A 23,651-nucleotide genomic window follows, 5' to 3' on the forward strand; every position below is an offset into this window, starting at 1 on the left:
GTGCTTCTCACTGTCCGCTCTCGACGGCCTTGTGCGGTGGCGGTGCGGAGCCTCCGCACGCGCGGTCGGGCCGCGCCGGACGCGGGCCCGGCTCTGCCAGCCGTGTGGCGAGATGCTGCAGAAGCGCCACCGCGACGACCCTGACCAGTGGATGCGCAGCTGCCTTGCGCAGGGCGTCCCGGGCTCCGGGTCTCATTTCCCCTCACGCCAGGTGAGTTCGTGGCCCGTTATCTCGTCCATCTCCTGGTTCATCGGCTCCTCCTTGCTGGAATTATACCCAAGGGGGGTATGTGATGCTCCGGTGGATCCGGCCGGGGCGGACTCAGTCCTGGGTCTTGGCCTGCTGGTAGAGGTCGGCGATGTCCTTGTCGAAGTACGAGGCGTAGGAAACGTCGTCCTCGTCACCGCCGCGTTCGTAACCGCCGAGGACACCGACCACCGTGTCGGCGGGGGCGTTCGCTGTGCCGTCGACGACCCAGGGGCTGCCACTCGTACCACCGGCGAAGTTCGTGCAGTGGATACGCATCTGCGTGTTGCTGAACCGGGTGGTCCGGTTACGGCAGGAGATCGGCGTATCCCTGTTGTTGGGGTAGCCGGTGACCTTCACCTTGTTGTGGAAGCCCCGTCTGATGCCGAGTGTGTTGCCGCCGAGGATGTCCTGGATCCGCTTGCCGTCGTTGTTGTCGAGGATCAGGAAGGCGACGTCGACATCCGGGTTCCCGTTCTTGGCCCAGCGGTCGTCCGCGACGACCTTCCGGACCTTCCACAGCCCGGCGGGCTTCGCGCCGGCCCGGTAGGCGGGCGCGAAGACGAGGTCGCCCCTGGGTGTCCCGTCACTGTCGAAGGCGCAATGGGCAGCAGTGACCAGCATGTTCCGGCCCGGACTCGTCACGACGCTCGCGGTGCAGAAGTGATCACCCCTGTCGTCCTTCTCGAACAACGCGCCCACGCGGGCGTTCTGCTGCGTTCTGAGAGGGGTGTACGCGGTGCCGTCGGCGGCCCGTGCCGTCTGCGGCTGGTCCTGCTCCCGCACTTGGGCACCCGGCATCCCGGGCCTGCTGTCGGCGTGCCGTTGTGCACTGCTGGTCTCGGCCTGAGAGGCGTAACCGAGCAGCGCGAGCGCCCCGACGACGGCGAACGTCAGGGGCGCCAGGATTTTCCTGTCCTTCGGAGCCACGGCGCCATTATCGGCAGGCCCGAGCCTTCGCGGGCGCATTGGATGGATCGCGCCGCGCGCTGCGTGGTCGCATCATTCGGCATCGTAAACTTTCGAACGAAGCTCGCTGTGCTCGAAGGTGGGATCCGCTTCGTTGGCCACAGGGTGCATGAGGCCATCAATCGCATGGTCAACATGGGTTGTTCTCCATGGATTTGACGGATTGATGTCGCCTGTCTTTCGGTATCGTTCGGAACCGTGCCAGCATGCACGAACGCGAACGCCGTCCATTCGACGTTCAAGTGCTTTCGTTTCGCCTCCCACTTGACCCGTAATATCACGATGTCGAGGAGCAGAATGACCAAGCTTCGCAAGGTATCGACCTCACTCTGTGCGGCAGCGCTGGCAGTTCCCTGTCTGCTGTCCCAAGCCCAGGCGGCAGACCAGCAACGGACCCCGCACGTCAGCCCGGTGACCGCACAGACCGCCAAAGAGGTTCTGGGGGTGGATTACGAGAGCGGAACCCTGGACTCGGGAGTGAAGGGCCTCACCACCACGCACGCGACGGCGCCGGACGCGTCCGGTGTCGTGCGGCCAGGACAAGCGAGTTCGTACGCGGTCCAGCACAAGGTGACGCTCGGCGATCCGGGTTACGAGTCGAACGGCGCACCGCGCAGCGAGACCGCGACGGACCTGCTCAAGAACGGGCAGTTCAACGTGGGCGACACCCAGCGCTACGAGTTCAGCGTGCTGCTGAAGGACTGGCAGCCGTACAAGCCGGGAGACAGCGAGTCGGGTGACATCGTCTTCCAGGGCAAGTACGCGGGGGGCAATGTCCCGGCCTTCTACCTGATGACGAAGCGCAACGAGGTGGCGTTCCGGTCGCCGCACCTGAACCGTCAGACGACGGTGGTGGCGGACCTCCGTCCCTGCATCAACAAGTGGATGAACTTCCGCATCGACGCGCGCTGGACCACCGACGGCACCGGATACTTCCGGGTCTCCGTGCAACTCCCCGGGCAGTCCGACTACAGGCAGGCGGCTTCGTACGAGAACGTGCGGACCTATCAGCCGGGGAACCCGGCCGACCACGGCTACATCAAGTGGGGGCTCTACCGCCCCTCGGAGTCGATCGACAAGGGGGACGTACCCACCCGGATCGTCCAGCACGACAACATCCGCATCTTCAACCTGTCCTGACGCCGACCCGCAGAACCCATACCTCCAGGAGTACACATGACGGGCTATCCGTTCCTCAGCAGGCGCCGCCTGCTCCAGGCCGGTGGTGCGCTCGGGCTGGCGACGGCCGCTGAATCCCTCGTCGCCGCACCGGCACTTGCGGCAACCGGCCGGCCTCCCCGGACGACGGTGACCGATCTGGGGCCGGGCCTTTCCCAGATTTCGCTGATGAGCGGGCTGCTGGTCGGTGACACCGTCTACATAGGCTCGCGCAATGTGAGCCCCGCAGGCGTGAGCGGCTTCCATGTGCCGAGCCGGAAGGTGGTGTCGCACACCGCCCTGGGCGCGGGGCCCGAGCCGTCCATCCAGGCACTCGCGGCGGACCCCACGGGCCAGTACCTCTATATCGGCGTGCTGGTCAAGGCCGATGAGGGCAAACCGAACCTCTACCGCTGGGACTTGAAGACGCCGGACAAGCCTGCCGTGGCCATCGGCAGAACCGGAGACCGTGACATCCGTGATCTGGCGGTCGCACCCGACGGCACGGTGTACGCCGTGGGCGGAGTCCCGGACAAGGCGCCCGTTCTGTGGGAGTACGACCCGGCCACCGGCGCCGTCACCGACCGTGGCGTCCCCGACCCGAAGGCGACCCTGGCCAGGGCGGTCGCGGCCACGGAGACCACCGTCTTCTTCGGGGCGGGCAGCATCCTCTCCGGCGGGGGCGGCGCGAGCAAGGCATCGCTGTTCGCGTTCGACCGGAAGAAGCACACGTTCACTTCGGTCGTGCCCAAGGAGATGGAAAAGGACCCCAGTCTGCGCGAACTGGCCGTCCTGGACGGGCACTTGATCGTCGGAACGTCGGGCGGCGTCGACCCCGCGAAGCTCGCCGTGATGGACCTGGACGACCTCTCCTCGTACACCGTGGTATCCACCGCGGGCACCACCATCAAGTCGTTCACTGCCGACGAGGACCGAATCTACTTCGCTTCCGAGTCGGGCGTGCAGGCCTACTCGAAGACGGACAAGAAGGTCTCCCCTCTGAAGTTCGACGGGCCGGACCTCGGTGAGATCTGGGGCCTGGACCAACTCGACGGAAAGCTTGAGGTCGTCTCCGGCTACGGCTTCGTCGCCGAGATCGATCTGTCGGCCGGTACATCGGCGGTCACCGAACTGGACACAGCAGGCGCGCCCACCAGTCCGCAAGCCGGTATGGGGGTTGCCGCCGGACGCGGTTACGTCTACCTCGGAGGCAATGGCGCCATCTCCCGGCGCAATCTGAAGACCGGCGAGGTCGTCAACCTGCGGGCACCTGGTGAGGCCAAGGACGCCGAGGTGATCGAAGGCTGTCTGTACACCGGCCAGTACGACGCCCAGGGCATCTGGCGATACGACCCTGCCCGGCGACGGCAACCACAACAGGCCGCGCACTTCCCCAGCGAGCAGAACCGGCCGTTGGACACATCGTGGGACCCGGACAACGAACTGCTCCTGGTCGGCGTGCAGTCCGACACCGAGGGAGGCGGCGCCCTGTGGACGTACTCCCCGAGGAGCGGTAAATCGGCTTCCTACGTCAATCCGATCGATGACGTCCAGCTCGTGCGGGCGGTGGCCAACCGGAACGGCGTCGCCTATCTGGGCGGCGACAACGCCTCCAAGCAGGGACCGCGCGCCACTGTCGTAGCCGTCGATCCGGTCACAGGGAAGGAGAGGTGGCGGGTCGATCCGCAGCAGGAGGCGGGTGTGGCGGCCCTGGCGGTGCAGGGCCGCCACCTCTACGGACTCACCACAGGGGGCGGACTGTTCGTCATCGATGTGCGGACCCGCGCGGTGGTGCACACCGCTGATGTGGGAGGTGTCAGCAAGGGGTTCGCCGCGATGGTCACCAACCGTGGCGTGGTCTACGGCGTCTCGGACACCACGCTCTTCCGCTTCCACCCGAGGACATTTGCCGTCAGTACCGTCGTCGCGGGCATCAACGGCGTCTGGTACAGCGGCCCGCACGTCAACGTATACAGGGGCATGCTCTATACACTGCGCGGCCACAACCTTGTCGAGGTCGACGACCGGCCGGCGTACTGAGACAACAGGCCGCTGTCGTACTGAACAGCCGCTGTCCAGCACATCCGCCGATCCAAGCCGGTCTCTGCCTTTGATTGATATCTTTCGGTAGTCGAGTGAAAGAGGATGACTCACTCGTTACCGAGAGGGGACCCAAGGTGTTGGCCGACGAGCGGCGGCAAGCGATCCTGAGCGCTGTGGAGCGCCAGGGGTCGATCACAGTCAAGGAACTGGCGGCGGAGATGGGCGTCTCCGCCGTCACCTTGCGCCAGGACGTGCGGGAGCTGGCCGACCGGGGGCTGCTGGCCCGTGTGCACGGCGGAGCGAGGGCCCTGGCCACGGCCGGGGCGCCGGCGGCGACCGAGGCTGCTGTTCCCGCCCCGCCGGACGCGGGGGAGCGGCACAGCGTCGGCCTGGTGGTGCCTCCGGGCGGCTACTACTACGCCGAGGTGATCCGCGGTGTCCAGAACGCGGCGCGGGCGCGCGGTGTGCGTGTCGTGCTGGCCGTTTCGGGGGAGTCGCTGTCGGAGCACCAGGAGCAGGTACGCCAGCTCATGGCCGGTGGCATCGACAGTCTGCTGCTGATGCCGCACCCGGGCCTGAGCCCTCTGGACGAAGCCGAACGGTGGCTGAGCGGCCTGGCGGTGCCGGTCGTGCTGGTGGAGCGCCGGGCCGGGCTGATGGCCGGCCGGCTGGAGCAGGTGGCCTCGGACCATGCCTACGGGGCGGCGCTGGCGGTACGGCATCTGGCCGGGCTCGGACACGACAGGGTGGCGCTGGTCGCCAGGGCCGAGAGTCCCAACACGGCTCTTCTCAGCGCCGGATACGCCGACGCCGTGAAAACCATGGGACTCACGCCGGGGCCCGAGTACCGCATCACTACCAGCGGCGATGCGGCTCCGGTCGACGGGCGCTTCGAAGAGGTGGTCCGGGCCGTGGAAGCCGGTGAGGTGCGGGCGGCGCTGGTGCACAACGACATCGACGCGATTGCCCTCGTCGGTATCCTGCGCGCTCGGGGCGTGCGGGTGCCGGAGGACCTGGCCCTGGTCACCTACGACGACGAGGTCGCCGAGCTGAGCGAGGTGCCCCTGACCGCGGTGGCGCCCCCCAAGCAGGCGGTGGGTTCCTGGGCCCTCGACCTGGCGGTGCGCCGGCTGTCCGACCCTGCCACGCCGCTGGCGGAGATCCTGCTCCGTCCGGAACTGCGGGTGCGGGCGTCCTGTGGCGCCGGTAGCCGGGCGGGCACCACAGGAGAGTGACCGGCATGTGATGCCGTATCGCTTTCGTTTCAAGCAAACGAAAGCATATGTATTGACTGTCTGTCGTCTGTATCGAATGATTGCGGTGACACCCCAGCGAACGATCGGTGACACAGCATGTTTCGTGGACGTCTGACAGCTCTGGTCTGTTCCGTCATGGCACTCGGCCTGCTCAGTACGGGATGCGGAGGCGCGGACAACGGGGGGTCCGCGGCGGAGAAGAAGACCGGAGAGGTCACCTTCTGGTCCTTCGTCAAGGGCTCCGACAAGGTGGCCGATGCATTCAACCGGACCCACCCCGGTATCAAAGTGAACTTCGAGTCGGTGCCTTCGGGCCAGGAGTACTACTCGAAGCTCACGAACGCCGTGAAGGCCGGCACGGTCCCCGACGTCGCGGTGGTCGAGTACCCGCAGCTGCCGGAGTTCGCCACCCAGGGCGAGTTGGAGAGCCTGGACAAGCCCCTCGGCTCCCTGGTCAAAGCCCATTTCCCGGCGTCGGTAAGCCGGTTGGTCGAGCTGGGGGGCCGGACGTGGGGCGTTCCCCGGGACGCCGCCCCGCTGATGCTGTACTACCGCAAGGACTTCTTCAAGACGCACAAGATCGGCGTTCCCAAGACGTGGAACGAGTACCGGGACATGACCGTACGGGTCAAGAAGGCCGATCCGAAGGCCCGCGGCGGTGTCATGTTCACCGACAACCCCGGACTGCTGAGCGCACTCTCCTGGCAGGCCGGATCGCGATGGTTCGGCACGCAGCAGGACGCCTGGAAGGTATCGCTCGACGACGCCCCCTCCCGCAAGGTGGCCGACTACTGGGGCGGTCTCGCCCGGCAGGGTCTCGTCCGGTCGCTGAGCACGCTCGACCCGTTCTGGACCAGCGTCCAGCAGAACCGCACCGTCGCCTATGTCTGCGCGAGCTGGTGCGCCGGATCCCAGCAGGCGACCGTCCCCGACCAGGCGGGCAAGTGGTCGGTGGCCCCGGTCCCGACCTGGGACGGCAAGCCGGCCTCCGCCATGTACGGCGGCTCGTCCTTCGTCATCCCCAAGGGCGCCAAGAACAGCGGAGCCGCCGCGGAGTTCATCAAGTGGATCACCACTGACCCCGCGGGCATGAAGGCGTGGGTCTCCGACGGCACCAGCAGCATGTTCCCCGCCGACCCCCGGCTCGTGCCGGTCGCCAGAACGGCTTTCGCCACGGACTACTTCGGCGGCCAGGACATCTACGCGGTGGGGAGCAAGTCCTACAAGGCGGTGGTGCCCGGCTGGACCTGGGGCCCCGTCATGGGAACCACCAACACGTCCCTCATCGACGGGCTCCCGAAGGTCGCCGAGGGCAGCGTGAAGCTTCTCGACGTCCTCAACAGCGCGCAACAGGCCACCGTCAAGGACATCAGGCATCGCGGTATGAAGCTTGCCCCGTAGCAGGCCGGCCCCCGGCGGGGCGAACCCCGCCCCGCCGGAGAGGGACACACCCGCACCCCGACCCCGCACTTTCCCGCCCTCACTGAGGAAGGCCGGTATGGCAAGCCCGTCAGCCCGTGCACAGCGCCGTACTGCCGCGCTGCTCCTGGCACCGTTTTTCGTCCTCTTCGCCGCCGTCACCCTTGCCCCGCTGGTCTACGCGGGCCGGATGAGCCTGTTCACCACCCATACCTCCGGCCTCGGATTCGGTGGCACCGAAGAGGTCTTCGCAGGCCTGGACAACTACGCCAACGCACTGTCGGACCCGGCGTTCCGTGACGGATTCCTCACCATCGCCGTCTACGTCGCGGTCTACATCCCGCTGATGATCGGCGGCGCACTCGTCCTCGCGCTGCTCCTGGACTCGGCACTGGTCAGGGCGCGGGTCTTCTTCCAGCTGGCCCTGTTCCTGCCGCATGCGGTGCCCGGTCTGATCGCGGCACTCATCTGGGTCTACCTGTACACACCCGGGCTGAGCCCGGTGATCGATCTCCTCAACTCCGGCGGCCTCGACATCAGCTTCCTGTCGGCGGACAACGCCGTGTTCTCCGCGGCGAACATCGCCGTCTGGGAGTGGATCGGATACAACATGGTCATCTTCTACGCCGCGCTTCAGGCCGTGCCGCGCGAGACCCTCGACGCGGCGAAGATCGACGGCGCGGGCGGTATCCGTACCGCCCTGTCGATCAAGGTGCCGATGATCCGCCCGGCCATCTCGCTGGCCGTACTGTTCACCGTGATCGGCTCGGTCCAGCTCTTCACGGAGCCAAAGGTCATCTACAGCGCCTCCAGCGCGATCGGCAGCAGCTGGACGCCCAACATGTACGTCCAGACCGCCGCCTTCACCCATAACGACTTCGGCCTGGCCGCAGCCGCCTCAGTGCTCATCGCGCTGTTCGCCGCAGTGCTGTCGTTCCTCGTGACCCGTCTTTCGCGCAGCAGGAGGCAGTCGTGATCAAGTCCACGACACTCAGTCCCCCGGTCCTCACCCCGGCCCCGGGCCACAGGAGCGGAGCCGGGCCGTCCCAGGACGGCCCCCGCCGCCCCCGCCGGCGGCCCTCCGCTCTGCTGTCCAGGACCGGTGTGACCGCCATGCTGGCTCTTGCGACCCTCTACACACTCCTGCCGTTGCTCTGGCTGGTGCTGTCGTCCACCAAGAGCCGCCAGGACCTCTTCGCCACGAACGGCTTCGCACCGGGACACGGCTTCGCTCTCATCGGCAACCTCCACCACCTCTTCGACGTCGACCACCGCATCTACCTGCGCTGGATGGCAAACACCCTCCTCTACGCCGGGGTGGGCGCGCTGCTCGCCACGGTGTTCAGCGTGGCCGCCGGGTACGCCTTCGACAAACTGGCCTTTCCCGCCAAGGAGAAGCTCTTCGCCCTCGTCCTGCTGGGCGTGATGGTGCCCGGCACGGCGATGGCGATTCCGCTGTACCTGATCGCTGCCAAGGTCGGTCTGGTGAACACCTTCTGGGGAGTGTTCGTCCCCGGCCTGGTGTTCCCGTTCGGGGTGTACCTGGCCCGGGTCTTCAGCGCGTCCTATGTCCCCGACGAGGTCCTGGAGGCGGCCCGGATCGACGGGGCCGGGGAGTTCAAAGCCTTCCGCCGCATTGCCTTCCCCATGCTCGCGCCCGCCTTCGTCACCATCTTCCTCTTCCAGTTCACCCAGATCTGGAACAGCTTCTTTCTGCCCTTGGTGATGCTGTCCAACCAGAAGCTCTATCCGGTCAACCTCGGGCTCTACGTCTGGTACTCGTCCGCGCTCTCCCAGGGGCACCCGCAGGACTATCTCCTGGCCGTCGTCGGATCGCTGGTGTCGGTGGCTCCCCTGCTGGTCCTCTTCCTGATGCTCCAGCGGTACTGGAAGTCCGGCATGACAGCCGGCGCCGTCAAGTAGGCCATCGTCATGAGGATTCCCATGCCACACGCTCCGCTGCCCTCCACCCCGCTGCCCTCCACCTCGCTGCCCTCCGCTCCGTCCCGCCCGCGCGCCCTGTTCGCCATGGGCCGCCCGCACCGCGACGCACTCTTCCCGCCGGCCGTGCTGGAAGAGCTGACCCGGCACGTCGACATCGCTCCCTGGCTGGTCACCGACGGCTTCGACCGGGTACCGGACCTGACAGCCCCGGACCTGGCAGCCGTGGAACTCCTGATCACGTCCTGGGGGTGCCCCGTGCTCGACCACGCCGCGCTGGAGCGTATGCCGGCGCTCAAAGCGGTCGTACACGCCGCGGGAAGCGTCAAACACCATGTGACGGAAGCCTGTTGGGACCGCGGACTTCTCGTCTCCACGGCAGCCGCCGCCAATGCCCTGCCCGTTGCCGAGTACACGGTTGCCGCTGTCCTCTTCGCCAACAAACGCGTACGGGAGATCGGTGGGCTCTACCGGGAACACCGGGCCGCTCTGGACTGGGCAGCGCGCTATCCGGGCTTCGGCAACTACCGCCGGACGGTCGGCGTGGTGGGCGCGTCCCTGGTGGGGCGCAGGGTGCTGGAGCTGCTGGGCTCCTACGACTTCGACCTCCTGGTGGCAGATCCCCACCTCGACCCGGTGCGGGCCCGGTCGCTGGGAGCCCGGCTCGCCGGACTGGACGAGATGATGGCGGTCTGCGATGTCGTTTCCCTGCACGCCCCCGCGCTGCCCGAGACCCACCATCTGATGGATGCCCGGAGACTGTCGCTCCTGCGGGACGGCGCGACACTGATCAACACGGCACGGGGTTCGCTCGTCGACACCCAGGCCCTCACCGCTGAGGCTTCGGCAGGACGTATCCACGCGGTCCTCGACGTCACCGATCCCGAGGTGCTGCCGGCGGCGTCACCGCTGTACTCGCTGCCCAACGTCCTCCTGACACCGCACATCGCGGGATCGCTGGGCGGCGAGCTCCAGCGCATCACCCGCAGCGCCCTGGACGAGGTCGAACGCTACTGCGCCGGAAAGGAGTTCGCTCATGCTGTGACGCGTGACGTACTGACCACGTCGGCCTGAGTGGGTGATTCCTCCCTGGGGTGAGGGCTCCGGGACGGTACGCGATGGGGCCGCCCGGGTCAGCGTCCGGCCTCCTCCGCCGCCACCGCCGGGATGATGCCGCCGAGCAGCACCGTCCGGCGCCGGTGGTCCGGCAGCCGGTGGTGCACCCGATAGCTCTCGTCCCGCGTGGTGTTGACGGCGACCAGCGACGGATCGGCGTCCGGCACGAGGGCCGCGTGCAGACCCTCCAGCCGGATCTCGTCGCCCTGCTCGATGCGGTCGTAGTCGGCGGGATCGTCGAATTCGAGAGCGAGGACACCGAAGTTGGCGAGGTTCTGCCAGTGGATCCGCGCGTACGACTTGGCGATCACCAGCCGCAGTCCCAGATAACGGGGCGTGAGCGCCGCGTGCTCGCGGGAGGACCCCTGCCCGTAGTTGTCCCCGGCGACGACGAGGTGTCCGCCCGCGTCCCGGCAATCCGCCGTGCGGGACGGGTAGTCGGGGTCGATCCGGGTGAAGGTGAACTCCGCGAGGCGCGGGATGTTGGAGCGGTACGGCAGCGCCTTGGCGCCGGCCGGTGAGATCTCGTCGGTCGACACGTTGTCGCCCATCTTCAGCAGCACCGGCAGCGACACGGTGTCCGGAAGCGGATCCAGGTCGGGCAGGGCGGAGACGCCCGGACCGCGTTCCAGCTCCACGCGGGAAGCCTCTTCGGGCGGCAGCGGAGGTTCGAGCATCGCGGTGTTGACCGGCTCCGCCCGCAGCGTCCCGACAACCGGGTACGGGAGTCCGGTCTCCGCCGCCCAGTCCCGCGGATCGGTGATGACACCGTTCAGCGCGGAGGCGGTCGCCGTCTCCGGTGAACAGAGCCACACCGCGTCGTCCGCGGTACCCGAACGACCGGGGAAGTTGCGCGGGAACGTACGCAGCGAATTGCGGCCGACAGCCGGTGCCTGGCCCATGCCGATACACCCCAGGCAGCCCGCCTGGTGGATCCTGGCCCCCGCCGCGATCAGGTCGAAGACCGCGCCGGAGTGGCTGAGGTCCTGGAGGATCTCCCGGGAGGTCGGATTGACGTCGAAACTCACCCCTGGCGGGGTCTGCCGCCCGCGGACCATCTCCGCCGCCATGGCGAAGTCGCGCAGACCGGGATTGGCGGAGGAACCGATCACCGCCTGCCCCACCGGCTCACCCGCGACCTCACGCACCCGCATGACGTTGCCCGGCGAAGTGGGCCGGGCGATGAGCGGCTCCAGCGCTGCGAGATCGATCTCCTCGTCCAGGTCGTAGACCGCGTCGTCCGCCGCCCGCAGAGGCGTCCAGACGTCTTCACGGCCCTCGCTGCGCAGGAAGTCACGTACGGCATCGTCGGAGGGGAACACCGTGGTGGTGGCGCCCAGTTCGGCCCCCATGTTGGCGATCACATGCCGGTCCATCGCCGACAGCGACGCCAGCCCCGGACCGTGGTACTCCAGGACCCGGTTCACCGCGCCCTTCACACCGTGCCGGCGCAGCATCTCCAGTACGACGTCCTTGGCGCTGACCCACTCGGGGAGCGATCCGGTCAGCCGGACGCCCCAGATGTGCGGCATCGTAATGCGCAACGGACGGCCCGCCATGGCCAAGGCGACCTCCAGGCCCCCGGTGCCGACCGCGAACATGCCCATGGCCCCGGCGGCGCAGGTGTGCGAGTCGGAACCGGCGAGCGTCCGGCCCGGAATCCCGAAATGCTGCATGTGGACGGGGTGCGAGACACCGTTGCCCGGCTTCGAGTACCAGACACCGAGGCGCCGGGCCGCCGAGCGGAGGAACGCGTGGTCCTCGGCGTTCCGCTCGTCGGTCTGGATGATGTTGTGGTCCACGTACTGGACACTCGCCTCGGTGCGCACCCGGTCGAGGCCGAGCGCCTCCAGCTCCTGCATGACCAGCGTGCCGGTGGCGTCCTGGGTGAGCGTCTGGTCCACCCGCAGTCCGATCTCGGTGCCGGGTTCCATCCGCCCTTCCACCAGGTGGTCCGCGATGAGCTGATGGGTCACGGTGCCGTGCGCGGCTCCGTTCCGCCGGGACTGCGCCGTCTGCGCGGTGCGCCCGGTCTGCGTTGTGTCGCCGGTGGCTCGCTCCTGCTGTCCGCCCGCCTCCATGCCGCACCTCCGCGCGTGTGCCACGTGCCCGGCTGCCCTCTCCGGGCCCGAGTACCCCATTGTCCGTGGACACGGCGTTCCGTGCCCCTCGGAGCTGCTCGGCTCGGGCGGGGCCGGGGGACGGGCGGGCGGACGCGGCCGCCGGGTGATGCGGGGCGGCCCACCGGCAGGCCCTGACCGAACCCCTGTACCGGTCAGGGCCGGGCCGGTGGCCCAAGTGCGATGCGCTGGTCCGCCCGGAGCGACGACGACGTCACAACCGCAGGCGGGAGCGATCTCCCGGAGGACGCTAGCCTTCACTCCGGGCTCCTGGAACGGCGCCGGTGCACAAGTTTCCCCCGCCGCCTGTCACCGCTGCACAAGCCGGTACGCGAGCAGCCGGAAGGTCAGCCGTCGAGCAGCCTGCTGTCGATGATGCCCAGCTCGGGTGAGGCGATGTGCAGCGCGAGTACGACGTCGTGCGGCCCGTCGAATCCGTTCGCGCTGTCGTCACCCTCCGTGATCCGCCGGTGCGTTTCGATGAGGGGACGCTGCAACACCTGCTCCGCCGTGGCCAGATGGGCCAGCACTGTTTTGTAGTGCAGGTGGAGTTGGCCTGCGGTCTCCTCCGTCCGGGCGCCATGGAGGACCCACGTCGTCACCGTGCGCCGGAGACTCAGGCGCCGGGCCGTATCGAGCGGGGCCAGGAAACGGGTGGCCCACTCCCGGCAGAGCGGGTGCCGCAGCAGTTCGCGCAGACCGGCGTCCGGCACGGAGGCTGTGCTGTCCGCCGCCAGGTCGTCCTGGATGCGCAGCGCCAGACTCAGTACCGCCCGGTCGCCCAGGCGTTGCAGATCGAGTCCGAGCAGCAGAGCGGTGCGTGCGAGATGCGCCCGGACCGTATTGCGGTGCTGTCCGCTCAGCTTCGCCGCGCCACTGACACCGAAGGCGAGGCCCAGACGTACGGAGTGTGTGATCTCCGGCCTTCTGCCTGCCGGGAGCCGGGCGAGTGGCTGGAGGACTCGCTCCGCCCAGGAGTGCGCGGCCGCCGGGAGCAGCCGCGTCAGACCCGCCTCCTCCTCGTACTCGGCGACCCGGCCCGCCCGGTTCCGTGCCACGGCGAGCGCCTGGGTCGCCTCTTCGTACGCGCCCGCCGTCGCCGCCAGCGGGGCCTGGCGGCTGGTCCCCAGACGGTAGTCCGGAGCTTCGGCCACGAGGGAGGTCAGGGCGTCCCGGGCCGGGTCGTCGTCCCGGTCCCTGTCCGGCGCGGCGGTGATGATGATCACCTGACCGTCGTCGACCGGGCACCGCACCACCAGTCCCGTCTCGCGCAGCCGCTGCCTGCACTGGCCCGCGGCGGTGTCGCGCAGCCCCGGTGGGCACTGGAGGATGTGGACGCGGACCGCGGACGCCGCCATGGCCGTCCGGCTCAGCCGCAACGCGTGGGCCGTCCTCCTGGCCCAGGTGACCAGCCCGCCCATCAGGAGCTGAAGCACGGCGACTTGAGCGCTCTCCAGGCCTTCGGGTCCGGTGAGCGGATGCCGTACGGCACTCTCCAGGAAAGGGAGCACCCGGCGTACCTCGTCCACCGCCCCGGGCGGGAAGTCCACGGGCCGGCTCACGACGAGCACCGGATGCGGCTTCGAGGATCCGATCGCGTACATCCGGATCTCGGTGGAGCCGCTGCTCGCCCCGGAGGCCGCGACCCGTCCCTCACGCAGCGCGTCGACGGCGTCGGGCGCGGGCACCCGGGAGGCGTCCTCGTGGGGCGGGAGGATCTCGGCGGTGCCCTCCACGGCGGCGGACAACCAGTCCAGCAGCGGCTTGGCATCGCCGCCCCGGTCCGGACGGGCGGCCTCCAGCAGGTCACTCAGCGAAGCCGCCCGGACCCCGGCCGCGTCGTGGCGGAGATCGCCGATGACCCGGGCGGCACGGAGCCAGGGCATACCGGACGCGAGGACCACTGGTACGGCGCCGCGCCGGGCGGCGGACACCACCGGCGCGTGAGCGGTGGCCTCGGCCGGCCCGTTCACCAGGAGGCCGGCGGCACCCGCGCCGGCGAGCGCACTCAGCCGGAGGCCGGCGGCGCACGGGTCCCGCAGCCACGGCTCGTCGGCTTCCGCGACCACCAGCAGATCCTTGATGTCATCGCCGGTGTACGGCTCGCTCGCGGGTACCGCCCCTGCCACCGGCCGGCTTCTGTGACCGGCGACGTCCGCAAGGCCGGCCAGGGCAGCCGGGTCGGCCAGGGCAGCCGGGTCAGCATGGTCCTGGCCGGCGACCAGGTGCGGTCCGATGCGCCGCAGGAACTCGCCCAGCGTCGGCAGGGCGCCCCTGCAATCTGCTCTGTCCACAGCCATCACCATGATCGTCGGTCTTCTTTCCCGCCCGCCTGCTTCATTCTCACGTGTACGTCGCCGCGTGTACGCCCCCGTGTGTACGTCCGTTGTACGTCCGCCCGGGCCCCGGCCCGGACGACGAAGGGTGCCAGATGTCTCCCGACGTACCGGAGGCGAGGGGGTATCCCCGTCGCTTGGGTGCCGGTCCTGACGGGGTGGTGGGGGGTGGCCGTGCGCCGGCTGCGCGGCCCCGTTCGAGTGAACGACGTACCGGGACCAATCCCAGCGACGGCTCCCGGCGACATACGCGCACACACTGGGAGGGAGACCGCGGGCGAAAGGACGCCAACGGGCGCCCCTGGGCTGCCGTTGGACGTCGTCCCGCGGACAGCGGCGGGCCACGGGTCGTGCTCCGTCGTCCGGACCTCTGCCGAGAAAGGCGCGTCACATGCGAACGTTCCCCAAGTTTCTGGCCGCAAGTGCACTGATCGCTCAGGCCGTTCTGGGAAGCGCCGCCGCAGCGGACGCCGACTCGGGCCCGGCGTCAGGACAGCACAAGCCGTCCGGCCAGGCGAACGAGGCAGGTCACCGGCTCGTCTCCGAGATCCTGGGCAGCGACTTGACGTCGTACGTGACCGGGGACGGCAGGTCGGGCGCCTCCGCCTGAAGCCGGGACCACCCGCGGCGAACGGGCGGGTGGGGCAGGGACGTTGACCCATATGATCAGGACATGAAACCTGAAGACCTTGTCGGCCCAGTCGGTGCTGTCGGCCCGGTCGGCGGCCCGGTCGATTGCGGGCAGGCGCTGCGATGATGTCCGAACCGGCTCTGCACGAGGTCGTGGCCGAGCGCATGATCGGCATACCGGCCGGGGAGATCGTCCTCCGTGACGAAGGCACCAGGACGGACTGGAGAGTCACCCTCGATGCCTTCAGCCTGGCGCCGTACCCCGTGACCCAGGAGCTGTACCGCGCCGTCGTGGGCGAGGCGCCTTCAGGGGCGGAGCGGCCTTCGGGGGCGGAGGCGCCTGCGCATCAGGCAGGGCCGCGTACTCCGGTGACCGAGGTGTCCTGGCAAGAAGCCGTCCGCTTCTGCAACTTGCTCTCGCGAGCGACGGGGCTCGAACCCTGTTACGTACTGGGCCGCGACCCGGACTCGCGGGACGTGCACTGCGACTGGGAGGCCGATGGCTATCGCCTCCCGTCCGAGGCGGAGTGGGAGTACGCGTGCCGGGCCGGGACTTCCGGTGTCCGCTACGGAGAGCTGGACGACATCGCCTGGTACCGCGGGAACTCCGGGGAGCAGGTGCACCCTGTCGCGACCAGGGCGCCGAATGCGTGGGGCTTCCACGACATGCTCGGCAACGTGTGGGAGTGGTGCTGGGATCTCTTCGATCCCGAGGTCTACGGCCCGTACCGGGTGTTCCGGGGCGGTGGGGCGTACGACCATCCGCGAGGATGCAGGGCGTCGTGCCGCCGCAAGAGCCACCCGACCTTCCGCGTCGACGACCTCGGGTTCCGGCTCGCCCGGAGCCGTGCCGGCCAGGCGCTGGTCAGATCCGCCACGACCTGATGCGGTCTGCCGCGTCGTAGGCGTCGCAGCGGCCGGTGTCGATGTCCCGGGCGAGGTCGATCAGTGCGCCGTAGGGTGCGTCGATGCCTTCACCGGCGGCGTCCATGTACGCGACGACCAGGCCCACGCCGAACAACGCGTTGCGGGCGGGCAGCGGACGCAGCCGGATGACGGCGTGCATCAGAGCGGCGGCGCGCCAGGAGTTGTCGACCGTGGCGCCGACTCTCGGGGTGTTGACGCGGTGCCGGCCGACGGCGGCCACCAGGCTGGAGAAGTCGTGGATGTGCGGATGCTTGGGCAGGGCCTCCGCCTGGCGCTCCAGCAGCCAGCGGATGTCGACATGGAGCTCCACCTCAGGCGGCCCGCCCCGGTGCGTCGAGCAAGGCCGGGGCGTCCTCGGGGAACGCGCTGTCGAACGCGTCGGCGTTGTCGGTGACGAACGCGCGGAAGACTTCGGCGGCGCCTTCGAGGCGGGGGTCGCGGACGGCGTCGTGCGCGGCGCGGGTGATGAGCGCGGTCACCGTTGTTCCCTCGGCTTCGGCCCGTTCCTTGAGCAACGCGTGCAACTCGTCATCGACCCGGATCGTCACTGGCTTCGACATATCCTGACCGTACAGCAAGGCGTACAGCACGGGTACGGGACCGTCGAATGCGGCCAGGAAGCGGGCTCACAGCGGGCTCACAGCGGGCTCACAGCGGGCTTACGGCGGGCTCACCGTGGGGACGGTGGGGCTCCTGTGCGGTCACGTTCCGGACGGGAACAGGAGGGAACCGCTCCGTCGGACCCTCACGTCGCCTTTGGCATGACAAGCAGAGACATGGACCTCCGGGCCTGTCCGATGGGCACCTGGGAGGCCGCCGACGCGTTACCGCATCCCCGATTACGGCCCGGGGTGCTCGCCTACCGGGGTTTCCGGCTGGCACTGGACCACCCGCGCATACGCCTGGAGGCGCCGATCAGCGCCGCGACCCTGGTCCTGGCCTTCGAGGAACACCCGATCACGCTCACGCGCTCCGACCGTCCGGAGCGCCCACTCCGCCGGATGTCCGTCCTCTCGGGGTTGCGGACCTGCGCCACCCTGGCCGAGCACGGCGGACGGCTGTACGGGATGGAGGTGAGCCTGGCCCCGTGGATGGCGTTCGCCCTCTTCGACGCGGACCAGCACGACCTGGCCGCCGAATCCGTCGATCCGCTCCTGCTGCCGGGTGGCCGGATCGCTGCCCTCACGGATGCACTGGCCGAAGCACCCTGCTGGCGGCGGCGGTTCAGGATGCTGGACGTGGCGCTGGCGGACTGGGCCGCCACCGGACCGCGACCCGCTCCGCAGATCGTACGGGCCTGGACCCTGCTCAGCCGGTCCGGTGGAACGCTGCCCATCCCTCGTCTGGCGGACGAAGTGGGCTGGGGCGTACGACAGTTGGAACACCGCTTCCAGCAGCAGATCGGACAGCGTCCCAAGGCGGCGGCGCGGGTGCTGCGTATGCAGCGGGCCCGTCGGCAGCTCTCCCGGGGGCAGCCGCCGGGAGAGGTCGCGGCGGCGTGCGGCTTCTACGACCAGGCGCACCTCTGCCGTGAGTTCAAGGCCATGACGGGGCTGACCTCGACGGAGTTCATCGAAGGCCGCGTCCCCCTCCGGCGCGGCGGGCCTCCGGTGGACCGGCTGCCGGGGGAGAGCACCAGCCTCGTCCTGGCCGGATAAGACGCTGGTTTTCCGCCGTTCGCCTGCTGGGTGCGATTTTCTCCAATACGCGCGGCCGGACCGGCGGCACCGTGGAGGGCACGTACGGGTCCGCGATCCGGCAGGCCCGTCAATTCGACCCAGGTCGGCTCACGCCGACTTGAGCCCACTCAGTTCCACTCAGTTCCACTCAGTTCTACGGGGGTTCACACCATGCTGTACCGACGTGCGCTGATAGCGGCGGGAGCCGTCACACTCACAGCAGGAGCGCTGTTCGTGGCGCCCAGCGCCCAGGCGGCCGACGCGCAGCTGGCGTCGAAGACGGTCTACGTCTACGCCACCAGTGTCCACCTGCGCGAGGCACCGCGTACCAGCGCGACCGTTCTCGCCACCGTCTCGCACATCCACCTCACCGACTGGTGCCAGACCAACAAGAACACGACGCCGGTGGCCGACCCCAGCGGCGGGACCAACACATGGTGGAGCAAGGTCACGCTGACGACAGGCAGTGACGACGCCTGGGTCAGCAACGTCTTCCTGCAGGGCGGACGCAAGATCGCAGGCGTTCCCGACTGCTGAGAGTTCCCAGCACCGGGGGCGCCGGGGGGCGCCCCCGGCCGCAGACAGGAGTACGGACCATGACTCGAATCAGGCGCACGACGGTCGCTGTCGCGGCCGCGGCGCTGCTCACGTTCACCGGTGCGGCCACCGCGCACAGTGCCACGGCCGCACCATCGGGTGGTATGTCACCGCATGCGGCGTGTGCGTACTACAGCGGCAGGGCACTGACCGTGTACGGCAACCACGGATCGCACGTCTCCCAGGCCCAGTGTCTGCTCGCCAACTGGCGCTATCTGCCGTGGAGCGGCGTGGACGGTGATTTCGGAACGCAGACACTCGCCGCCGTCAAGAAGTTCCAGGGCGCGCACGGCCTCACCGTGGACGGCGAGGTGGGAGCCCACACCTGGGCGAAGCTCTACGCGTAACACGGCCGACCGTGTGCGGGCCGGTGCCTGCGGCCCTGCCCTGTCCTGTGTGGCGGGCAGGGCCGCAGGGCGCCGGGCCGACGTGAACGACAGGCGGTGAACTCCCCGACGCGGGCAGCTGCGTCGGCGGTGACTTCTGTGGTCCTCGTACGTTGTAAGTGGTGTGCCGAACACTCTGCCCGCCCCTTCCCCTGCCGTGGCCACGCCGACAGTGAAGAGCGCCCCACGGCCCTACCTGCTGACACCTGGTCAGGGGGAAGCGGCCCGCGCCCTGCTGACCTTTGTGGGATCACTTCCGCTGGACGGATCCTCGGACGCGCAGCTGCTCGCCGCGGTGATCGCCATCCGCGCCGCCCGGGACGGTTCCGGCAACCTGACGGGAGTCGACCTGCGTTCGCTGCGCCTGGGCGACGCCGAGGGCGCTCTCCTTGCGCTGTCCGGCCTCGGGTGGCAGCCGCAGGGCGACCTGCTGGCAGGCGATCCCTCCACACCCGTCTCCGTCACCGTGCCCGAACTCTCAGGAGAACCCAGGCCCGACCGCAGCCTGCTCTTCGGCAAGTTGCAGCGTTCCCGGGTTTCGGGCTGGACCACCCGCACCCTGGCCGCCAAGCCGGTCAAGAAGGCTTCCTCCCCGGCCCGGCTGGCGGCACTGTTCCTGGCCGCGCACAGCAGGTCCGACCGCACCGGCACTCTTCCCGCCGGCCTCCCCGAGCAGTGTCACACGGCCCTGCCGGAGCTGCTGGCCAAGAACTTCCTCTCGGAGGTGGAGGGTGACCGGTACCGGCTGTCCGAGGCCGTACGGCACTTGTCGGGGCGGTATCGGGAACGCGACGATCAGCTGCCTTCCCGGCCTGTCGACAAGTCGCCTGTTGAGCAGCTGAGTTGGGAGGGATGGAAGGCCAAGGCGAGTACGGCGCTGCGTCGGCACGTCGAGAACGTCGAGCACTGTCCTCTCTGCAAGTTCTCCACGGCGCGGGTGGCGGAGGCGTTCATGCGGAAGGCCGTTCCCGTCCAGTGCGCAGAGGACGTGCGCACTGCCTACGCCGAGTGGGAGAAGAAGCAGCAGGACCGTGGGCCGCGTGCCGCTGCGTTCGCTGCGGCGTTCCGCGAGGACCACGGCCATGGCCCGTCGTTCAAGCAACTGTGCAAGGGGCTGGGCTGGAAGAAACAGCCACGCGCCCTCCGCGCCCTCATTGTCGGCCGTCTGATCGCCGACGAGTGGCTGACCAACACCGAACCGGTGCCGTGGACGCTGCGTCCCGGGAAGGCCGGCCAGTAGCTGATCATTTGGATGGGATCGGCAGGGCGTCGGGGGCGCTCTGCTCGGAGGCCGGCAGGTCGCGCAGGCCGGGTACGGGTGAGGGCAGCAGCCACAGGAACGAGGTCAGGGCGCCGCCGACGGCGATCCACAGGGTGGGGCGCAGGCCGATGGCGCCGGCGAGTGCTCCCCCGGCGAGCGAACCCAGCGGGCGGGCACCGTAGTTGACGGTCCGGTAGGCCCCGAAGACGCGCGAGCGCAGTGTGTCGGGCACGCAGGCCGCGAGGATCGAGCCGATGGCGACGTCGAGCCACATGACGCCGACTCCGGAGCCGAATTCGGCTGCGAGAAGGAACCCGATGACCAGGGGGGTCGGGCCGTGCGCCGCAGGAATCAGCAGCATCGGGGCGGGGAAGGCGAGGCACCCCAGGAGGAAGGTGCGGCCCAGGCCGATCCGCTTGACGATGCCTCCGGCGCACCCGGCGCCCAGAAGTCCGCCGACGGCTCCGGCCCCCAGTACCCCGCCGAGCAGGCCAGGACTCAGCTGCAGGGTGGTGGTGGCGTACAGCACGAACAGGGCGGAGACCATGAAGGTGAACAGGTTGACCGTGGCCGTGGCTCCCAGCGCTGCCCGTATGACGGGCGAGCGGGCGATGAAGCGTCCTCCTTCCGCGAGCTGTCCGCGGGCCTTGTGCTCCGCGGGCGGCTCAACCGGGTCGATACGGGAGAGGAACAGGGCCGAGCCGACGAAGGACAGCGCGTCGCCCAGGAGGGCCAGCGGCGCGGAGAGCACCTGCACCAGGATGCCCCCGATGCTCGGCCCGGCCACCTGGGACATCGCTCTGTTGCCATTGGTCAGGGCGTTGCCTTCGACATACCGGCTCGCGGGGACAAGGGCGTTGAACAGCGGGGAGTCGCAGACGTCGAAGAGGACCGCGAGGGTGCCGGCGGCGAATGCCACGACGTAGAGGTGGACGAGCGTCAGTGAGTGCAGGACGTAGGCGAGCGGGATGGTGGCCATCAGCGCGGCGCGTCCGAGGTCCGCAGCGATCATGACCCGGCGCCGATGGGCCCGACGGTCCGCCCACACGCCGGCGTGCAGGGCGAAGAACAGGTGGGGCAGCCACGATGCCGCCGCCAGGAAGCCCATCTGTGCGGCGTCCGCGTGCACCGCGATGACGCCGACCAGGGGGATCGCGATCGAGGAAAGCTGGTCCCCGAACAGGGATATGGCCTGCCCGGTCCAGTAGCCGCGGAAAGCCCTCTCCCGCAGCAGGTCGGGGACCCATCGCCCGAGTCCCGCCCGGGTCGGCGGAGCGGTCGCGCGCTCGATCGGTTCGTGGGCGCCGGGGGCGCTCACGAACCGGCTTCCGTCGCAGGGTCCTGGCCCGCGGTGTCAGTCGGGAAGGCCAGGTGCAACAGTGCGACCGGCCGTACGTCCGGTGCGTGCCGGCGGGCGCCGCCGGGGTCCTCCAGGTAGGGCTGCACCAGATCCTGGATCTTGTCGTTCAGCTCGGCCAGTTCTGCCGCCGTCAGACGCAGCTGGTAGTCGCCGAACCGGGCAGCCTCCTGCCACTCGGCCCGCTCCTGCGCTCTGGCCTGGACCCAGCGCGCCGAGAGCTCGAAGTACCGCTCGGCCATGGCCAGCTGAAGCCCCTCTGCGGCAGAGGCGGCTGCGGGATCCGATGGGGCCGTGTCCCAGCTGGTGAACATTGCGGTTGCCCGCCACGGCTTCTCCCGGCCGCGACCTCCACCGGCCTCTTCCACCAGCCCGTACTTGGCGAGCTGGCGCAGGTGGAACGAGCAGCTGGCGACGCTCTCGCCGATGGCACCGGCGGCCTGCGTGGCGGTCTGCGGACCGTCCCTGCGCAGCAGCCCCACGAGCGCCATGCGCGTCGGGTGCGCATACGCACGCAGCGCGCGTGGATCTGTCAGTCGGACGGAGCTGAGCGGATCTTGGGCAGGCATGATGTAAAGATATCTTTAGAAAGAAGTCTTTACAAGCAGTGGCCGCCAGGAGGGTTCGGGCTCGGCGACCGTGACCGCAGGCGCCACCTCTGGACCTGGTGACGACAGCGGCTGGTCAATGGGGGCAGTTGGACACGTGCTTTAGTTCCTGCATGACCGATCTTGAGATGGTGAACGTGTTCGTACGTCCGGACGGGACCGGGGGCAACCCGCTGGGCGTGGTGTGTGACGGAACTGCCGTGCCCGGTACGGCAGAACGTCAGGAGACCGCTCGGCGGCTCGGGTTCTCCGAGACCGTTTTCGTGGACGACACCGCTCGGGGGGAGGTCGACATCTATACACCCAGCGTGCGGCTGCCCTTCGCCGGCTATCCGCTGATCGGAACGGCGTGGCTGCTGCGGCAACACGGCCTGTCGGCCGATGTGCTGAGGACGGTGGCGGGTGACGTTGCCACCTGGACCGAGGGCGAGTTCACCTGGATCCGTGGCCGGGCGGAGTGGGTGTCGGGCAAGCGCACACAGAGGTACCCGTCGGTCGAGGCTGTCGATGCCCTGCCGACGCCGCCCGCGGGCGACGGCTGGTTGTACGCGTGGGCATGGGCGGACGAAGCCGCGGGCACGATCCGTGCGCGTGGTTTTCCCCGGCGGGGTGACGCCATAGCCGAGGACGAGGCGACCGGCGCTGCGGCGATAGTGCTGGCAGGCGAGTTGGGCCGGGATCTGCGGATCAGCCAGGGCCGGGGCTCCGAGATCCTGGCCCGTGTCTCCGATGGAGGCTGGATCGAGATCGGCGGTCGCGTCGCGGCGACGGAGGTCCGCCCGCTGCACCGGTGAACGGGCGTGTGAGGAGCTGGGAGAGCCGCAGGGCCTCGGGGAGAACCCTGTTCATCCAGTTTTGTTGCGGGCGATCGGCACCACGGTCAGTGCGGGGGCTCGGTTGTACTCATACGGCAGCGCCGACGGCAACAGCGGCCGGCATGAGGTCGCCGAGGGGCGGACGGCACTGTGCGGAACCCGGCGCGATCGGAGCCGCACGCGCGCCATCACGGCCGGGGCCGACGGCGATCCGGCCCGGCGGCATTGACGTAGGGTGTGAACCTCGCGGGATCAGGTGGGCGACGGAGCCGAGAGCGGTATGGACGACGAGCAGCGGGTTGATCTAGGGACGTCATTGTTCATCCCGTACCGGTACACCGAGGACCGGATGTTCCGGGCCCTGCAGGATGCCGGGTTCGACGACTGGACTCTCGCCCAGTGCCGGGTGTTCCAACGCGTCGCCCCGGATGGTTCGCGCCTCACGGACCTCGCTGACCAGGCGCAAATGAGCAAGCAGAGTGCCGGTGTGCTGGTCGATCAACTGGAACGCCTGGGCTATGTCCGCCGGGTCCCCGACCCTACGGACGGCCGCGCCCGGTTGATCGTGATCGAGGAACGCGGCCGGCGGGCGATCGAGGTGGCCTCAGCGACACTCGACGAGATCCTCTCGGAGTGGAAGACCTACCTGGGCACGCGCAACTTCACGTTGCTGCACCAGATCCTGGATCAACTCCGCGAGATCACCGACCCCTACGCGCGGTAGACCCGGCCACGCCGAGCCGTCCCGCCCCGATTCCCGTTCACCCCCAGCCGCCAGGGCCGTCG

General features: G+C 69.2%; 22 protein-coding genes. 15 read left to right on the plus strand and 7 right to left on the minus strand.

What is annotated here, in order from left to right:
• Nucleotides 1–322: 322 nt before the first annotated feature.
• The gene (locus OHB13_RS33885; RefSeq protein WP_328379664.1) at nt 323–1,177 is read right to left on the minus strand and encodes a trypsin-like serine peptidase; all 855 of its coding nucleotides are present in this window, start codon (nt 1,175–1,177) and stop codon (nt 323–325) included.
• Between the two features lie 336 nt (nt 1,178–1,513).
• Between OHB13_RS33885 and OHB13_RS33890 the strand changes: the two genes are divergently transcribed.
• The 7 genes from OHB13_RS33890 to OHB13_RS33920 all read left to right on the plus strand — a co-directional run bounded on the left by OHB13_RS33890 (nt 1,514) and on the right by OHB13_RS33920 (nt 10,107).
• Nucleotides 1,514–2,356 carry a heparin lyase I family protein gene (locus OHB13_RS33890; RefSeq protein ID WP_328379665.1) on the plus strand — a complete coding sequence of 281 codons (843 nt, stop codon included), beginning with the start codon at nt 1,514–1,516 and terminating at the stop codon, nt 2,354–2,356.
• A gap of 36 nt (nt 2,357–2,392) precedes the next feature.
• Nucleotides 2,393–4,414, plus strand: a complete 2,022-nt coding sequence (locus OHB13_RS33895; protein WP_328379666.1) for a PQQ-binding-like beta-propeller repeat protein — start codon at nt 2,393–2,395, stop codon at nt 4,412–4,414.
• Between the two features lie 137 nt (nt 4,415–4,551).
• Complete coding sequence (locus tag OHB13_RS33900; protein ID WP_328379667.1) at nt 4,552–5,652, plus strand: substrate-binding domain-containing protein; 1,101 nt, start codon at nt 4,552–4,554, stop codon at nt 5,650–5,652.
• Between the two features lie 156 nt (nt 5,653–5,808).
• Nucleotides 5,809–7,074: an ABC transporter substrate-binding protein gene (locus OHB13_RS33905; RefSeq protein ID WP_328379668.1), complete on the plus strand. Its 1,266-nt coding sequence runs from the start codon at nt 5,809–5,811 to the stop codon at nt 7,072–7,074.
• Between the two features lie 97 nt (nt 7,075–7,171).
• A complete protein-coding gene (locus OHB13_RS33910) occupies nt 7,172–8,068 on the plus strand; it encodes a carbohydrate ABC transporter permease (protein WP_328379669.1) in 897 nt (298 codons plus the stop codon).
• Complete coding sequence (locus tag OHB13_RS33915; protein ID WP_328379670.1) at nt 8,065–9,015, plus strand: carbohydrate ABC transporter permease; 951 nt, start codon at nt 8,065–8,067, stop codon at nt 9,013–9,015. Before OHB13_RS33910 ends, OHB13_RS33915 begins: the two co-directional genes overlap by 4 nt.
• 21 nt (nt 9,016–9,036) lie before the next feature.
• The gene (locus OHB13_RS33920) at nt 9,037–10,107 is read left to right on the plus strand and encodes a hydroxyacid dehydrogenase (protein ID WP_328379671.1); all 1,071 of its coding nucleotides are present in this window, start codon (nt 9,037–9,039) and stop codon (nt 10,105–10,107) included.
• Nucleotides 10,108–10,166: 59 nt separating this feature from the next.
• On the opposite strand, the gene OHB13_RS33925 is transcribed toward OHB13_RS33920, so the two are convergent.
• Nucleotides 10,167–12,230, minus strand: coding sequence for an aconitate hydratase (locus OHB13_RS33925; RefSeq protein WP_328379672.1), 2,064 nt, complete (start codon nt 12,228–12,230; stop codon nt 10,167–10,169).
• 386 nt (nt 12,231–12,616) lie between these two features.
• Nucleotides 12,617–14,569, minus strand: coding sequence for a helix-turn-helix domain-containing protein (locus OHB13_RS33930; RefSeq protein ID WP_328379673.1), 1,953 nt, complete (start codon nt 14,567–14,569; stop codon nt 12,617–12,619).
• A 427-nt stretch (nt 14,570–14,996) separates the two neighbouring features.
• Here OHB13_RS33930 and OHB13_RS33935 point away from each other — a divergent pair, with 427 nt between their 5' ends.
• Together OHB13_RS33935 and OHB13_RS33940 are read left to right on the plus strand one after the other, a co-directional pair.
• Nucleotides 14,997–15,215, plus strand: coding sequence for a hypothetical protein (locus OHB13_RS33935; RefSeq protein WP_328379674.1), 219 nt, complete (start codon nt 14,997–14,999; stop codon nt 15,213–15,215).
• A gap of 143 nt (nt 15,216–15,358) precedes the next feature.
• A complete protein-coding gene (locus tag OHB13_RS33940) occupies nt 15,359–16,120 on the plus strand; it encodes a formylglycine-generating enzyme family protein (protein ID WP_328379675.1) in 762 nt (253 codons plus the stop codon).
• Here the strand turns inward: OHB13_RS33940 and OHB13_RS33945 are convergent.
• Together OHB13_RS33945 and OHB13_RS33950 are read right to left on the minus strand one after the other, a co-directional pair.
• Nucleotides 16,101–16,472, minus strand: coding sequence for a toxin Doc (locus tag OHB13_RS33945; RefSeq protein ID WP_164263198.1), 372 nt, complete (start codon nt 16,470–16,472; stop codon nt 16,101–16,103). The two genes, OHB13_RS33940 and OHB13_RS33945, sit on opposite strands and share 20 nt — an antisense overlap.
• Nucleotide 16,473: 1 nt before the next feature.
• Nucleotides 16,474–16,722 (minus strand): ribbon-helix-helix protein, CopG family, encoded by a 249-nt coding sequence (locus OHB13_RS33950; RefSeq protein ID WP_266862100.1) that lies wholly within the window; start codon nt 16,720–16,722, stop codon nt 16,474–16,476.
• Between the two features lie 201 nt (nt 16,723–16,923).
• Here OHB13_RS33950 and OHB13_RS33955 point away from each other — a divergent pair, with 201 nt between their 5' ends.
• The 4 genes from OHB13_RS33955 to OHB13_RS33970 all read left to right on the plus strand — a co-directional run bounded on the left by OHB13_RS33955 (nt 16,924) and on the right by OHB13_RS33970 (nt 20,064).
• Entirely contained in the window at nt 16,924–17,820 is an 897-nt protein-coding gene (locus OHB13_RS33955; protein WP_328379676.1) for a helix-turn-helix domain-containing protein, read from the plus strand.
• Between the two features lie 192 nt (nt 17,821–18,012).
• Nucleotides 18,013–18,378, plus strand: a complete 366-nt coding sequence (locus tag OHB13_RS33960; RefSeq protein ID WP_266862096.1) for a peptidase M23 — start codon at nt 18,013–18,015, stop codon at nt 18,376–18,378.
• A gap of 59 nt (nt 18,379–18,437) precedes the next feature.
• The gene (locus tag OHB13_RS33965; RefSeq protein ID WP_328379677.1) at nt 18,438–18,785 is read left to right on the plus strand and encodes a peptidoglycan-binding domain-containing protein; all 348 of its coding nucleotides are present in this window, start codon (nt 18,438–18,440) and stop codon (nt 18,783–18,785) included.
• 163 nt (nt 18,786–18,948) lie between these two features.
• Nucleotides 18,949–20,064, plus strand: a complete 1,116-nt coding sequence (locus OHB13_RS33970; protein ID WP_328379678.1) for a hypothetical protein — start codon at nt 18,949–18,951, stop codon at nt 20,062–20,064.
• Nucleotides 20,065–20,068: 4 nt separating this feature from the next.
• Here OHB13_RS33970 and OHB13_RS33975 read toward each other — a convergent pair whose 3' ends face one another.
• Both OHB13_RS33975 and OHB13_RS33980 read right to left on the minus strand, forming a co-directional pair.
• Nucleotides 20,069–21,403 (minus strand): MFS transporter, encoded by a 1,335-nt coding sequence (locus OHB13_RS33975; RefSeq protein WP_328379679.1) that lies wholly within the window; start codon nt 21,401–21,403, stop codon nt 20,069–20,071.
• Nucleotides 21,400–22,011: a winged helix-turn-helix domain-containing protein gene (locus OHB13_RS33980; RefSeq protein ID WP_328379680.1), complete on the minus strand. Its 612-nt coding sequence runs from the start codon at nt 22,009–22,011 to the stop codon at nt 21,400–21,402. The genes OHB13_RS33975 and OHB13_RS33980 overlap by 4 nt, the downstream gene beginning before the upstream one ends.
• 152 nt (nt 22,012–22,163) lie before the next feature.
• On the opposite strand from OHB13_RS33980, the gene OHB13_RS33985 reads away from it, so the two are divergent.
• Together OHB13_RS33985 and OHB13_RS33990 are read left to right on the plus strand one after the other, a co-directional pair.
• Nucleotides 22,164–22,844: a PhzF family phenazine biosynthesis protein gene (locus OHB13_RS33985; protein WP_328379681.1), complete on the plus strand. Its 681-nt coding sequence runs from the start codon at nt 22,164–22,166 to the stop codon at nt 22,842–22,844.
• Nucleotides 22,845–23,145: 301 nt separating this feature from the next.
• Entirely contained in the window at nt 23,146–23,589 is a 444-nt protein-coding gene (locus tag OHB13_RS33990; RefSeq protein WP_328379682.1) for a MarR family winged helix-turn-helix transcriptional regulator, read from the plus strand.
• Nucleotides 23,590–23,651: the final 62 nt, after the last annotated feature.

Origin of the sequence: Streptomyces sp. NBC_00440 (genome assembly GCF_036014215.1) — a bacterium.
Classification (GTDB): domain Bacteria; phylum Actinomycetota; class Actinomycetes; order Streptomycetales; family Streptomycetaceae; genus Streptomyces.

Excerpts from the sequence above, each read along its gene's own strand:
- OHB13_RS33890 (WP_328379665.1), top strand. The coding sequence starts at position 1,514 with ATGACCAAGCTTCGCAAGGTATCGACCTCACTCTGTGCGGCAGCGCTG.
- OHB13_RS33895 (WP_328379666.1), top strand. The coding sequence starts at position 2,393 with ATGACGGGCTATCCGTTCCTCAGCAGGCGCCGCCTGCTCCAGGCCGGT.
- OHB13_RS33905 (WP_328379668.1), top strand. The coding sequence starts at position 5,809 with ATGGCACTCGGCCTGCTCAGTACGGGATGCGGAGGCGCGGACAACGGG.
- OHB13_RS33910 (WP_328379669.1), top strand. The coding sequence starts at position 7,172 with ATGGCAAGCCCGTCAGCCCGTGCACAGCGCCGTACTGCCGCGCTGCTC.
- OHB13_RS33920 (WP_328379671.1), top strand. The coding sequence starts at position 9,037 with ATGCCACACGCTCCGCTGCCCTCCACCCCGCTGCCCTCCACCTCGCTG.
- OHB13_RS33925 (WP_328379672.1), bottom strand. The coding sequence starts at position 12,230 with ATGGAGGCGGGCGGACAGCAGGAGCGAGCCACCGGCGACACAACGCAG.
- OHB13_RS33930 (WP_328379673.1), bottom strand. The coding sequence starts at position 14,569 with ATGGCTGTGGACAGAGCAGATTGCAGGGGCGCCCTGCCGACGCTGGGC.
- OHB13_RS33935 (WP_328379674.1), top strand. The coding sequence starts at position 14,997 with ATGCGAACGTTCCCCAAGTTTCTGGCCGCAAGTGCACTGATCGCTCAG.
- OHB13_RS33940 (WP_328379675.1), top strand. The coding sequence starts at position 15,359 with ATGATGTCCGAACCGGCTCTGCACGAGGTCGTGGCCGAGCGCATGATC.
- OHB13_RS33950 (WP_266862100.1), bottom strand. The coding sequence starts at position 16,722 with ATGTCGAAGCCAGTGACGATCCGGGTCGATGACGAGTTGCACGCGTTG.
- OHB13_RS33955 (WP_328379676.1), top strand. The coding sequence starts at position 16,924 with ATGACAAGCAGAGACATGGACCTCCGGGCCTGTCCGATGGGCACCTGG.
- OHB13_RS33960 (WP_266862096.1), top strand. The coding sequence starts at position 18,013 with ATGCTGTACCGACGTGCGCTGATAGCGGCGGGAGCCGTCACACTCACA.
- OHB13_RS33965 (WP_328379677.1), top strand. The coding sequence starts at position 18,438 with ATGACTCGAATCAGGCGCACGACGGTCGCTGTCGCGGCCGCGGCGCTG.
- OHB13_RS33980 (WP_328379680.1), bottom strand. The coding sequence starts at position 22,011 with ATGCCTGCCCAAGATCCGCTCAGCTCCGTCCGACTGACAGATCCACGC.
- OHB13_RS33985 (WP_328379681.1), top strand. The coding sequence starts at position 22,164 with ATGACCGATCTTGAGATGGTGAACGTGTTCGTACGTCCGGACGGGACC.
- OHB13_RS33990 (WP_328379682.1), top strand. The coding sequence starts at position 23,146 with ATGGACGACGAGCAGCGGGTTGATCTAGGGACGTCATTGTTCATCCCG.